Below are 12,583 nucleotides of genomic sequence, written 5' to 3'. Positions count from 1 at the left end.
ATTACGGTTTCATCGAGGAGGATGACCATGGCGACGACGTACCTGAGACTGCCATACGAGGGGAGCGTGCTCCGGCCGGGGAGTCTGACCGCCCTGCGGCTGGCTGAAGGGCCGGTCGGCTTCGCACTCGAGGTCGGGCTGAACTACTATCGCGGCCTGCCGCTGTCGGCCGTGGAGCGATTCGAGCTCACCGTCGATGAGGAGCGCGTCGCAGATCACCTGCTGCTGTTCGAGTACAACCGCAAGCTCTTCCCGCTCTCGCAGCTGGGTGGAGCCTTCACCGAGTTCTGGTCGCTCAAACGACCCCTGCGCGTGCTCGTCTACAACGGCGGGCTCGCTGCCGGAGAACATCGTGTCGAGGTGACGCTCATCCTCCGTTCGGTGTACATGCAGTTCGCCCCCGGGGTCTGGGGGATGATCGACGGGTCGGCTGCCCGGACGCTCACCCTGGAGGAGGCGGCATGAGCTCTGCACGCATCGAGCAGGCCATCTCGCTCTACGGGTTCAATCAGCGTTATGTCGAGGATCCCGGCTACGGTGTCGAGGACTGTCTCGCCGAGGTGCAGCGGCTGGGGGTGCGCCGCTTCGAGATCGTGGGTGCCGTCTTCTTCGACCACTACCCGCGGCCCGAACGTGAAGAGATCGACCGGGTGCTCACGGCCGCAGAGCGATACGGCGCCTCGCCGTTCAGCTACGGCGGCTATGCGGATGTGGGCCGCATCACCGGACACATGCCGACGGACGAGGACTACATCCTCGATCTGACCGCCGACCTGATGACGGCTCGCGAACTCGGATGCGCATACCTGCGCGCGGGGGCGATCCCGGTGCACCTGATGCCCCTGGCCGCGATGCTCGCCGACCAGTACGACGTGAATGTGGGGATCGAGGTGCACGCACCCTCCCGGCCGAGTGACCCGGACATCCAGGCGATGCTCGCCGAATTCGAGCGCATCGACAGCCCTCGACTGGGCTTCGTTCCGGATTTCGGATGCTTCATCGAGCGCCCCGCCGCTCCTGCGCTGGAGCGCTATGTGCGGGAAGGGGCGACGCCCGAGCTGCTCGAGCACATCATCGCCCGACGCCACTGTGGACTGTCCGAGGCCGAGCTGGCCGCCGAGGTCGCCTCACTCGGCGGCGGACCCGCGGAGAGGATGGCGATCGCCGACTTCTTCGGCTACCTGTCGTTCGGCCCCGCGGACATCGACGGGTTCGTGACCCTCCTGGAGCGGACCCACTACTTCCACTCGAAGTTCTACCACGTCACGGCGGACCTGGCCGATCCCACCATCCCGATGGAACGGCTCCTCGGCGCGATCATCGAGTCCGGGTTCGAGGGCGTGCTGATGTCTGAGTACGAGGGCCACGCGTTCCACAACGACGACGCGTATGAGCAGCATGAGCGACACCTTCAACTCGAGCGGCGGATCCTGTCCGGAGGTGCGCGATGACCTCCGAGACCGACGTGCTGATCATCGGCAGTGGGCCGGTGGGCGCGGCATTCGCACGACTCATCACGGAACTCCGGCCCGGCACCGGCATCACGATTGTCGAACTCGGCCCTCGGGTGTCCGATCCGCCCGGGACGAACGTGCGGAATCTTCCGACCGCAGACCGGGATGAAGCGCGCGTCCGCTCCGAGGGTCCGGCGGGAAGCACCTCCGGGGACGAGGGGCGACCCCTGCACATCGAGGGAACCATCGTCTCGCCCGGGGGAACGTATCTCGCGTCCCCGGGCCATCAGGCCGGCATGCCGGCGGCGGCGCTCTCGAGCTGCGTGGGAGGGATGGGGGTGCACTGGACCTGCGCGACACCGCGTCCCAACGACGACGAACGAGTGCCCTTCCTGGCCGACGCGGTGCTGGATGCCGCTCTCGACGAGGCGGAGCGGATCATGGCGGTGACCACGCTCCCGGAGAACCCCTACGGACGTGCGCTCGTCGACATGCTGAGCGAGCACTTCACGGATGTGCTCCCGCCTGGCAGAGGGCCGGCACCGCTGCCCATGTCCGCGCTGCCGCAGCCGGACGGCTCCATCCGGTGGGGCGGTGCCGACACGATCCTCGGCGACGCGCCGGTGACGCTGCGCGCCGAGACCCTCGCGCGGCGGCTGCTCACGGACGGCGATGAGGTCGTGGGGGCGGAGGTCGTCGACCTGCGGACAGGGGAGCGGGACGCGATCACGGCGAGGGTCGTGGTCGTGGCGGCCAATGCATTCCAGACGCCGCAGCTGCTGTGGGCGTCCGGGATCCGCCCGCCCGCCCTGGGGCGATACCTCACCGAGCATGTCCTGGTGTACAGCGTCGTCGCCCTCAGCGACGAGGTGCTCGAGCGAGCCGGCATCGATACTCCGGTCGAGGATCTGGTGAAGGATCCGACGGCGTCGACCATCGGCATCCCGTACACGCGCGACGCCCACCCGTATCGCACGCAGCTGATGCACATGGCACACGCGCCCTTCCCCGTCGACGAGACGGCCGTGCGGGTGGGGGCGGCGCGCTACGTGGCCATGGGGAACGGGGTGCGCAAGTTCCCTCGCGCCGAGGACAGGGTGACCTTCTCGGACACCGAGTGTGATGGATGGGGGATGCCGCTGATCGAGATCGAGTACGAAGTGACCGATCGCGAGCGGGTCGAGGCAGACCGTGCTGCGGCCGACCTGCGCGCTGTCGCACAGCGGCTGGGCCGGTTCATCCCCGGCGGCGAACCGCGCCTCATGCCGGCGGGCACGTCGCTTCATTACAAGGGCACCGTGCGGATGGGCGACGACGGCGGGGCGGCCTCGGTCGTGGACCCTCATTCGCGGGTCTGGGGAATGAGGAATCTGTTCCTCGGCGGCAACGGATTGATCCCGACGGCGACCACCACCAATCCCACGCTCACGAGCGTCGCCTTCGCCGTCCTCGCCGCGCCGGAGGTCGTCGCGCTGCTCGACCGATGAACGCGAGACACCGCTTATGTCGCATATCGAAGGAACTAATGTGCGTTTCTAGCACATCGGCGCCATACTGATGACACAGCACGGTGTCTCGCCCGATGAGTCGCCGACAACGAAGTCAGAAAGGCCCGACATGACACAGCAACGCCGCTCTCGTGCCGCCCGCAACGGCATCTTCGCCATCGCGGTCGCAGGTGCGCTCGTCCTCGCGGGCTGTTCCGGATCGACGGGGAACAGCGATGACACCAAGGACACGCAAGCGTTCTCTCTCTCGTTCCCCGAGGCGAACAAGGTCGAGACCGGCTACGAGAAGCTCGCCAAGAAGTACATGGACGAGAACTCCGACGTCAAGATCACCATCAACCACCTGCCGGGCGAAAGCTACGACCAGGCGATCCGCACGCAGCTGCAAGCGGGCAACGCCTCCGACGTCTTCGTCAGCGCTCCCGGAGTCGGACAGGCGTACAGCGTGGTGACGCTGGCGAAGGCGGGACTGCTGGCACCGCTGGATGACACCGCGAAGAAGCTGATCCCCGCCGGTGCCGACAGTCAGTTCGTCGTGGATGGCAAGACCTACGGACAGGCGCTGGACATCTCCTTCGTCGGGAACATCTTCAACGAGATGCCGGGGGTCGCGTACCCGAGCGATCTGGCCGGCATGCTCTCGGCGTGCGCGGATCTGAAGGCCCAGGGCAAATCGCTGTTCATCGTCGCCGGGTCGGTGCCGGCCAACACCGGGATCATGGCGGTCACGATCGCGGCGACCCGCGTCTACTCGGCCGACCCTGACTGGAACGACAAGCGCATCGCCGGGGACGTGACGTTCGCCGATTCGGCGGGGTGGAAGGACACCCTGGACACGATCGTTCAGCTCAACAAGGCCGGGTGCTTCCAGAAGGGCGCCGAGGGCGCCGGGTTCGACGCGATCACGAACGGCCTCTCACACGGTGACGGCCTGAGCATGTTCGGTCCGAGCGGGGCTGCCACCGAGATCAACACCGCCGCAGGCGGACACGCCAAGTTCGTCGTTCAGGCCTTCCCGCCGGCCTCCTCCTCGGACGCGGCCTACGGAATCGCCAGCTCCACGTTCTCGTACTCGATCTCGGCGAACTCGAAGAACAAGGTCGCCGCCCAGAAGTTCCTCGATTGGATGGCCCAGCCCGAGCAGTCGAAGGCGTTCGCCGACGCACAGGGGACGCTCCCGGCCGCGGGCTACGGGGATCTCGACCTCGCCGACTCGGTCTACGCCCCGGTGGAGAAGGTGCTCAACGACGGCGCCTTCACGCCCATGCCGAACACGAGCTGGCCTCAGGCGGCCGTGTACGACGCGCTCGGCTCGGGCGTCCAGGGTCTGCTGACCGGTCAGAAGACCGTCGATCAGGTCCTCGCGAGCATGGACGCGGCCTGGGGAAACTGACCGGATGACCGAAGCCGTGGTGCGGGCGAGGTGGATGCCCGCACCACGGCTGCCCGTCGAATGAGTCGAGATGCGATGATGACGATGACAGAGTCGGAGACCGAACGGGTCGTGCTGCCACGGAAGCGGACCCGCCGTCCCGCCCGCGGCACCGCCCGGCCGCGCCGCGCAGGACTGCTTCAGTTCGGGCACTGGTGGTGGGCGCTCCCCGGGATCCTCATGGTCCTCGGCATCCACTACGCGGCCACGACCGCCGGGGGAGTGTTCGCATTCACGGACTGGTCGGGACTCGGATCCTTCCACTGGATCGGGTTCGACAACTTCCGCAAGATCTTCCAAGACCCCAGCAAGCTCCTCGCGGTCGGAAACACTCTCTTCCTCGCGTTCGGATCCGTGATCCTCACGAACGTGCTCGGAATACTGATCGCCGTCGGCCTCAACCGCATGGTCAAGACCCGCTATGTGCTGCGGACGCTCTTCTTCATGCCCGTGGTGCTCAGCCCGCTGGCCGTCTCGTACGTGTGGAAATTCATCTTCGACTACAAGGGACCGCTCAACGTCTTCCTACGCAGCATCGGGCTGGATGATCTGACGCGGGCGTGGACGGGCGATCCGACCTTCGCGATCTGGACAGTCCTGCTGGTGGTCGTGTGGCAGCAGACGGGATTCTCCATGGTGATCTACATGGCGGGCCTGGCTGCGGTGCCTGTCGAGATCGAGGAGGCCGCCGCCATCGACGGTGCGACGACGGGGCAGCGCTTCTGGCATGTCACTCTCCCCGCGCTGCGCCCCGCGGTCGCCATCGCGACAACGCTGGGACTGGTCAACGGCCTGCGCATCTTCGATCAGATCATGGCTTTGACGGGGACGGGGCCCGCCGGCGCGACGGCGACACTGGCCACCGAGGTCTACAAACAGGCCTTCACCCTCGGCAATTTCGGGTACGGCGCGGCACTCGCCGTCGTACTGACCGTGATCATCCTCGTGTTCGCCGTCATCCAGCAGCGCGTCAGCGCAGGGAATCCGGAGGACTGACGCATGTTCCGATACACGACACTCACCCTCGTGCGCGAGATATCGCTGTGGATCGTCGCGGCGATCTTCCTCATCCCGTTCTACTTCCTGGTGATCACGGCGTTCAAATCAGACGACGACATGTTCTCGACCTCGCCGGTGGCGCCGTCGACGAATCCCGATTTCGGCAACTTCACCGAGCTGTTCACCGCGCAGGGCAACAGCAACATCATCATGGGGCTCGTCAACAGCGTCATCATGACCGTGGGCTCGATCTTCGGTCTCGTCCTGCTGGGTGCTCTGACCGGGTATGTCCTCTCGCGCAGCACGCGCCGATGGAGCAAGGCCGTCTATTATCTGTTCCTCGTCGCCATCGTGCTGCCGACGCAGCTGGGAACTGTGCCGCTGTACATCGGCGCGCGCGCTCTCGGGCTCACCGGCAGCATCTGGGGCATGATCATCCTGTACACCGGGATGCTGCTGCCGCTGTCGATCTTCCTCTACGCCGGCTTCTTCCGCGGCCTGGGCACCGAGTACGAAGAAGCGGCGGCCATCGACGGCGCCAGCCGGACGCAGATCTTCTTCCGCATCGTGCTCCCGCTCATGTCGCCGGCGACCGGCACCGTGGCGATCCTGGCCGGGCTGATCGTGTGGAACGACTTCTTCACGGCGCTCATCTTCCTGGGCGGTTCGTCCAGTCAGACGCTGCCGGTCACGATGTACTACTTCATCGGCTCCCTCGTCTCGCAGTGGAACAAGATCTTCGCGATCGTGCTGGTGTCGATGATCCCGATCCTCGCGTTCTACCTGTTCGCCCAGAAGCGCTTCATCCAGGGCTTCGCCGGCGGGCTCAAGGGGTGACCGGTGGGGGTGATGACCAACCGCATGCCGGCGGATCTCGGCGACGGCACCTTCTGCAACCCCGTCCTGCCCGGCGACCGACCTGATCCCAGCGTGCTGCGGGTCGACGACCGGTATTACCTGACCTACTCGTCCTTCGACGCCGCGCCGGGGCTGACGATCTGGTGCTCGCCGGACCTGGTGAACTGGACGTTCGTCACGTGCGCGCTGGCCGAGCCGCTCTCCACGGTGTTCGCACCCGACCTGGTCCAGCACGGCGGCCGGTACTACATCTACATCCCGTTCATCCCCAGTCCCTGGTCCGACGCCATCGCCGAGCCGCAGATCTGGGTGATCACCGCGGACAGCCCGGAAGGGCCGTGGAGCGAGCCGGTCTTCACCGGGATCACCGGTGCCATCGACCCCGGGCACGTCGTCGGCGAGGACGGCGAACGATACCTGTTCGTGAACGGCATCCGGCGATGCCGCCTGGACGCCGACGGTCTGCGCGCGGTGACCGAGCTGGAGCAGGCGTACGACGGCTGGCGGTACCCGGACGAGTGGATCACCGAGGCATACTCGCTCGAGGGGCCGAAGTTCTTCCGCCGCGGCGACTGGTTCTACCTCGTCAGCGCGGTCGGGGGCACCGGGGGTCCCGCGACCGGCCACATGGTGATCGTCGCCCGCTCGCGCAGTGTGCTCGGACCATGGCAGAACTCCCCGCACAATCCGGTCGCCCGGACCTGGTCCGCCGACGAGGCCTGGTGGTCACGGGGGCACGCGACCATCCTCGACGCTGCGGACGGCTCCTGGTGGATGCTGTCGCACGGCTACGCGAAGGACTACCGGACTCTCGGACGCCAAGCCCTGCTCGAGCCCATCGTCTGGACCGACGACGACTGGCCGACCGCACCCGCCGTCGATCTGGGCGCGACCCTGGCCATGCCCGCCGACGGTGTGACACCGGTCGCCGTCCCGGCGCCGGACGACGACTTCGCCGCGCCGTGCTGGGGCGAGCGGTGGGTCTTCGACAACCCGTCCCGCGACGAGACGTCACGAGCGGAGTTCGGCCCGAAGGGGCTGACCCTGCGTGCTGCGGGATCGACGCCGGCCGACTCGTCGCCGATGACCACCTGGTCGATGGACCGCGCGTACGAGATCGACGTGGAACTCGAGGTGTCGTCCGGGGCGATCGGCGGAATGCTCTTGTACTTCAACCCCCGGATGTTCTGCGGAATGGGCTGGGATGGGACGAGCCTCATCAGCTACGCCGGCGGCATCCGCACCCACTTCCGTGCACCGGCCCAGCCGGGAGACACCATCCAACTCCGCCTGCGCAACGACCACCACATCGTGACCGGCTGGTACCGACGCCCCGGCGAGGAGTGGACCCGGCACGGGGTTCGCTACGACACGGAGGGGTATCACTCCGCCACGATGAACGATCTCAAGAGCCTGCGGCCGGCGCTGTTCTCGGTGGGTGAGGGTGCCGTCGGGTTCCGGTCGTTCCGGTACCGTCCGCTCGCCGAGGAGGTGGGCTCGTGAGCGCCCGCGTCGAGGCGCTGCTGTCGCGCATGACCTGGCAGCAGAAGCTCTTCCAGCTGCAGATCCTGTGGCGCCGGGACCCGACCGAACAGCACGACCTCGCCCGCCGGGGCATCGGCGCGCAGTTCTGGCCGCCCAGCGCAGCGGCCGCCAACGCGTTGCAGCGTATCGCCGTCGAGGAGTCCGAGCTCGGCATCCCGCTGCTGATCGCGCTCGACGTGGTGCACGGCCAATTCACGATCTTCCCGACCCCGCTCGCGCAGGCGGCGAGCTTCGACCCCGCCGTCGCGACGGCCGACGCCCGCACCTCTGCAGCGGAAGCTCGGGCCAACGGGGTGAACTGGACCTTCTCGCCGATGGTCGACGTGACCCGAGACGCGCGCTGGGGTCGGGTCGTGGAGGGGTTCGGCGAAGACGTCTTCCTGTCCAGCCGGTTCGCCCAGGCCAAGGTCGAGGGATATCAGCGGGACGAGCTGTCGCGCCCGGATGTCGTCGCCTCATGCCTCAAGCACTTCGTCGCCTACGGCGCCGCCGAGGCGGGCCGCGACTACAACACGACCGACATGTCTCGCCGCCGCCTGCGCGAGACGTACTTGGAGACGTTCCGCGTCGGCGTCGCCGCCGGCGCCGCGTCGGTGATGGCATCCTTCAACGCGCTCAACGGCACGCCGATGCATGCGAATCCCGGATTGCTGACGGGAGTGCTCAAGGACGAGTGGGGGTTCGACGGCGTCGTGGTCGGTGACGCCGACGGCGTCGCCCAGCTGGTCGATCACGGTGTCGCGGCCGACGAGCGCGCCGCCGTCGCGCTCGCGATCGAGGCGGGGGTGGATGTCGTGATGGGCGGCACGCCGCTCGTCGACGCCGACGGGACCGCTCTCCTGACGCCGGAGGAGGTGTCGCCGGCGCGCGTCGACGACGCCGTCCGCCGCATCCTGACTTTGAAGGAGCGGCTCGGGCTGTTCGACGAGCCGTACGTCGACGAGTCGCGCGCGATCTCGTCGACGCCGGAGGTCCACCGCGCCGCGGCGCGCGCGGCGGCCGAGCGCTGTCTTGTGCTGCTGCGCAACGAAACGGGCGCTCTGCCGGTCCGAGGTGACGCGCGGGTGCTGCTCGCCGGGCCCTATGCGCGCAGCACCGACCACCTGGGCGCATGGGTCCAGCACTTCGCCACACCGGTCGCGCAGACCGTCGCCGACGCACTCGCGGCCACGATGCCGGATGCTGCGCTGAAGGTCGTCGAGGGCGCGGGGTTCTTCGAGGCGACCGACGACCAGATCGCCGAGGCGGTCCACCACGCCGCGGGCTCCGACATCGTCGTGCTCGCGCTGGGGGAGCCCAGCACGCTCAGCGGCGAGGCGAGCTCGCGGGCCGACATCACTCTGCCCGCCGCCCAGGTGCGGCTGATCCGCGCCGTGGCGGCCACCGGCACACCCGTGGCCGTGGTGCTGGGCACCGGCCGGCCGCTGGTCGCGGAGGACTGGGTCGAGGATGTCGACGCACTGCTGGTGAGCTGGCACCTCGGTGTGGAGGGACCGGCTGCGATCGCGGACGCGCTGTCCGGGCGGGTGAATCCCGGTGGACGAGTGCCCATGACCTTCCCGCGTGCGGTCGGTCAGCTGCCCCTCCACCACGACCACGAAAGCACCGGTCGGCCGCCGCGCACGGGCGGGCGGATCAAGGACGACCCGAACCCGGAGTTCGCCGGCCCCGACAACCTCGGCGACTATTACACCTCGAAGTATGTCGACCTTCCTCTCGGCCCCCGCTTCGGGTTCGGGGACGGCCTCAGCTACACGACCTTCTCCCTCGCCGACCTCCGGATCGATGAGATGATCACCGTCGCCGACCTCGAGGCCGGAGCGGGCATCGACGTGCGCGTCCGGGTCGAGAACACGGGATCGGTCGCCGGCGACGACGTCATCATGCTCTTCGTGCGTGACGAGCTGGCGAGCACGACCCAGCCGGTGCGGCGCCTGCGCGGGTTCACCCGCGTCGGCCTGGTGCCCGGCGAGGCCACGATCGTCTCGTTCCGGCTCGACGCCGACGACCTGAGCTTCTGGACGGAGGACGAGCGGCGCGTCCTCGAACCCGGCGACTTCGCCATCTGGGTGGACGACGGCACCTCGCAGCTCCACGCACGCCTTGCGGTCACCACGGAGCGCGCCGCATGACGCTGACACGCCTCCACGACGCCGTCCTCGGCCCCGTGCCGAACGCGATCATGCCGCTGTTCTGGCAGAAGGGCACCGGCACCGACACCGTGCGTGAAGAGATGGAGCGGATCGGGGATGCCGGGATCGGCGCGGTGGTGCTGGAGGCACGTCCGCACCCAGACTTCCTGGGAGACGGCTGGTGGCGCGATGTCGACGCCGTGCTCGAGATCGCCCGGCGCCGCGGCATGAAGGTGTGGTTCTTCGACGACGACACCTTCCCGACCGGCCACGCCGGAGGCGCCGTACGGGATGCCACGCCCGCACTGCGCCGCCGGTTCCTCACCGAGCGGCACACCGACGTCGTCGGCCCCGCACCCGGCGCCTCGCTCATCGTCGAGCGCCGACAGTTCTGGGGCCCTGCCGCCGAACAGGATCCAGGTGCGCTGCTGCGCGTGGTCGCCTACCGCCGGGCGGAGGACGGGCACGATCTCTCCGGCGATCCGGTCGAACTGACCGACCGCATCTCCGACGGCATCCTGCACTGGGACATCCCCGACGGGTGGTGGCGCGTCTTCTTCCTCTCCTGCACCGCGGACGGCGGCAGCGCGCGGCACGCGGACCACATCGACTACCTGAACCCGGCCTCGACGCAGCTGCTCATCGACAGCGTCCACGAGCGCATCCACGCCCGGTACGGCTCCGAGTTCGGCACCACCATCGCGGGCTTCTTCAGCGACGAACCGGGTCTGTACAACGACCCCGACACGTTCAACGTCCAGTCCGGCCTGGGCAGGCCGATGCCGCTGCCGTGGAACGAGGGCGTGCACGACGCCTTGACCGGCGCGCTCGGCCCCGACGCGATGGCTGCCCTTCCACTGCTGTGGAACGCGGCCGGCGGCGCGGAGCGCCGCGTGCGATACGCATTCATGGATGCGGTGTCCCGGCTCTACTCCGAGAACTTCTCCCAGCGCCTCGGCGACTGGTGCCGGGCGCGCGGCGTCGAGTACATCGGGCACGTGATCGAGGACAACGGCGCGCACGCCCGTCTCGGCCCGGGTGCCGGGCACTACTTCCGGGCGATGGCAGGGCAGGACATGCCGGGTGTGGACATCATCGGCGCCCAGGTCGTGCCGGGGTTCGCCCGCGGCCCCGTCGCGAACATGGTGGGTCACTCGGACGGCGAGTTCTTCCACTTCGGCCTGGCGAAGCTGGCCTCCTCTGCCGCGCACCTCGACCCCCGCACGCAGGGCCGGTCGATGTGCGAGACGATCGGCGCCTACGGCTGGTATGCGGGGCTGCGGCTGTTCACCTGGCTCACGAACCATCTGCTCGTGCGCGGAGTCACGCACGTCGTGCCGCATGCGTTCTCGCCGGCGCCGTTCCCCGACCCGGACTGTCCGCCGCACTTCTACGCCCGTGGGCAGAATCCGCAGTACCCGCACCAGCGCCTGCTCAGCGATTACACGAACCGCCTGAGTCATCTGCTGCAGGGGGGCCGCCACATCGCGCCGGTCGCCGTTCTCTACCACGCGGAAGCCGAGTGGCTGGGATCCGCCCAGCCGTGCGAGCGGCCGCTGCGGCTGCTCGCCGAGGCGCAGCTGGACGCCGACATCGTGCCCGGCGACGCGCTGTCCGCCGCCGCCGCAGACGGATCGATGCTCACGCTGAGCGGCGAGGAGTACGACGTCCTCGTCGTGCCCGGCAGCGACCACCTGCCGGAGGGCCTCGCCGCCCACCTGCTGCGCCTCGACTCCGCCGGGGTGCCCGTCGTGTTCGTCGACGATGTCCCGCGGGTCGAAGGCGGCGATCCGGAGGCGCTGCGCGCGCGATTCCGTCCGGCGCCGCAGCGCGCGCTCGCCGAGGTCGTCGCCGGACGGACGGCGCGGGCCGTGCGCAGCATCGCCCCGGCGCCGACGCTGCGGGTGCTGCGGATCGACCACGGCGACGTGGATGTCGTGATGCTCGTCAACGAGTCGGTGTCCGAGACCGTGCGCACGACCCTCACTCTGCCCAGGGCCGGCCAGGTCGTCGCCTTCGACGCCTTCGCGGCGCGCCTGACAGCCGTGCCCAGTCGCCCGACCGCCGGCGGCACCGCCGTCGATGTGGCACTGGTGCCCGGTGCCGCCACCGTGCTGATCGTGGGGGAGGAGGCCGCCTGGGCCGGACTCGAGGTCGGTCCGTTCGTGCGGATCGGCGACCCGGCACCGATTGCCGAGCGCTGGGAGGTGGAGCTTGCCACCGCCGCCGAATACCCGGCGTTCGCTCGGTGGCGCACCCTGGACCGGCTGCGACCGCTCAGCGATCCCGACCAGCTGCCGCGCTTCAGCGGCACCGCCCGGTACACCGCTTCTCTCGACCACGGGTGGGCGGACCAGCCGCACCGGCTCGACCTGGGCGCGGTGCACGAGATCGCGCGTGTCCGGCTGGACGGAGTCGATCTCGGCACCCGGATCGCCCCGCCCTACACCTTCGACATCCCCGCCGGGGCGCTCGTGCACGGCGGCACCCTCGAGGTCGAGGTGACGAACACCCTCGCCAAGGCGCATCCCGACTTCTTCTCGGCATTCGCCCAACAAGACCCCAGCGGGCTGCTCGGCCCGGTCACCATCGCACCTGTCAGTCAGGTGCGCGCATGAGCGACCGTCGCGCCGCCCGCCGCCCATCAGACGTTCC

Annotated in this window: 9 protein-coding genes; all 9 read left to right on the top strand. The window is 68.8% G+C overall.

The window, feature by feature from the left end:
• The first annotated feature begins 27 nt into the window (after window positions 1-27).
• Window positions 28-465: a C-glycoside deglycosidase beta subunit domain-containing protein gene (locus AC0L6F_RS08275; RefSeq protein WP_473539907.1), complete on the top strand. Its 438-nt coding sequence runs from the start codon at window positions 28-30 to the stop codon at window positions 463-465.
• The gene (locus AC0L6F_RS08270; protein ID WP_473539906.1) at window positions 462-1,451 is read left to right on the top strand and encodes a hypothetical protein; all 990 of its coding nucleotides are present in this window, start codon (window positions 462-464) and stop codon (window positions 1,449-1,451) included. The genes AC0L6F_RS08275 and AC0L6F_RS08270 overlap by 4 nt, the downstream gene beginning before the upstream one ends.
• Window positions 1,448-2,941 (top strand): GMC oxidoreductase, encoded by a 1,494-nt coding sequence (locus AC0L6F_RS08265; protein WP_473539905.1) that lies wholly within the window; start codon window positions 1,448-1,450, stop codon window positions 2,939-2,941. The genes AC0L6F_RS08270 and AC0L6F_RS08265 overlap by 4 nt, the downstream gene beginning before the upstream one ends.
• A 130-nt stretch (window positions 2,942-3,071) precedes the next feature.
• On the top strand, window positions 3,072-4,355 hold the full coding sequence (locus AC0L6F_RS08260; protein ID WP_473539904.1) for an ABC transporter substrate-binding protein: 1,284 nt from the start codon (window positions 3,072-3,074) through the stop codon (window positions 4,353-4,355).
• Between the two features lie 84 nt (window positions 4,356-4,439).
• Entirely contained in the window at window positions 4,440-5,390 is a 951-nt protein-coding gene (locus AC0L6F_RS08255; protein ID WP_473539902.1) for a carbohydrate ABC transporter permease, read from the top strand.
• A 3-nt stretch (window positions 5,391-5,393) separates the two neighbouring features.
• A complete protein-coding gene (locus tag AC0L6F_RS08250; RefSeq protein WP_274636094.1) occupies window positions 5,394-6,230 on the top strand; it encodes a carbohydrate ABC transporter permease in 837 nt (278 codons plus the stop codon).
• 12 nt (window positions 6,231-6,242) lie between these two features.
• Window positions 6,243-7,754: a family 43 glycosylhydrolase gene (locus AC0L6F_RS08245; protein ID WP_473539979.1), complete on the top strand. Its 1,512-nt coding sequence runs from the start codon at window positions 6,243-6,245 to the stop codon at window positions 7,752-7,754.
• Window positions 7,751-9,928, top strand: a complete 2,178-nt coding sequence (locus tag AC0L6F_RS08240) for a glycoside hydrolase family 3 N-terminal domain-containing protein (RefSeq protein WP_473539901.1) — start codon at window positions 7,751-7,753, stop codon at window positions 9,926-9,928. Before AC0L6F_RS08245 ends, AC0L6F_RS08240 begins: the two co-directional genes overlap by 4 nt.
• Window positions 9,925-12,546, top strand: coding sequence for a glycosyl hydrolase family 2 protein (locus AC0L6F_RS08235; RefSeq protein WP_473539900.1), 2,622 nt, complete (start codon window positions 9,925-9,927; stop codon window positions 12,544-12,546). Before AC0L6F_RS08240 ends, AC0L6F_RS08235 begins: the two co-directional genes overlap by 4 nt.
• Window positions 12,547-12,583 lie beyond the last annotated feature (37 nt).

This window comes from Microbacterium sp. G2-16M, assembly GCF_055809115.1.
The sequence above is the reverse complement of the archived record's forward strand: the minus strand, read 5'-3'. Positions and strand labels throughout refer to the sequence as shown.

Excerpts from the sequence above, each read along its gene's own strand:
- AC0L6F_RS08275 (WP_473539907.1), top strand. The coding sequence starts at position 28 with ATGGCGACGACGTACCTGAGACTGCCATACGAGGGGAGCGTGCTCCGG.
- AC0L6F_RS08270 (WP_473539906.1), top strand. The coding sequence starts at position 462 with ATGAGCTCTGCACGCATCGAGCAGGCCATCTCGCTCTACGGGTTCAAT.
- AC0L6F_RS08265 (WP_473539905.1), top strand. The coding sequence starts at position 1,448 with ATGACCTCCGAGACCGACGTGCTGATCATCGGCAGTGGGCCGGTGGGC.
- AC0L6F_RS08260 (WP_473539904.1), top strand. The coding sequence starts at position 3,072 with ATGACACAGCAACGCCGCTCTCGTGCCGCCCGCAACGGCATCTTCGCC.
- AC0L6F_RS08255 (WP_473539902.1), top strand. The coding sequence starts at position 4,440 with ATGACAGAGTCGGAGACCGAACGGGTCGTGCTGCCACGGAAGCGGACC.
- AC0L6F_RS08250 (WP_274636094.1), top strand. The coding sequence starts at position 5,394 with ATGTTCCGATACACGACACTCACCCTCGTGCGCGAGATATCGCTGTGG.
- AC0L6F_RS08245 (WP_473539979.1), top strand. The coding sequence starts at position 6,243 with ATGACCAACCGCATGCCGGCGGATCTCGGCGACGGCACCTTCTGCAAC.
- AC0L6F_RS08235 (WP_473539900.1), top strand. The coding sequence starts at position 9,925 with ATGACGCTGACACGCCTCCACGACGCCGTCCTCGGCCCCGTGCCGAAC.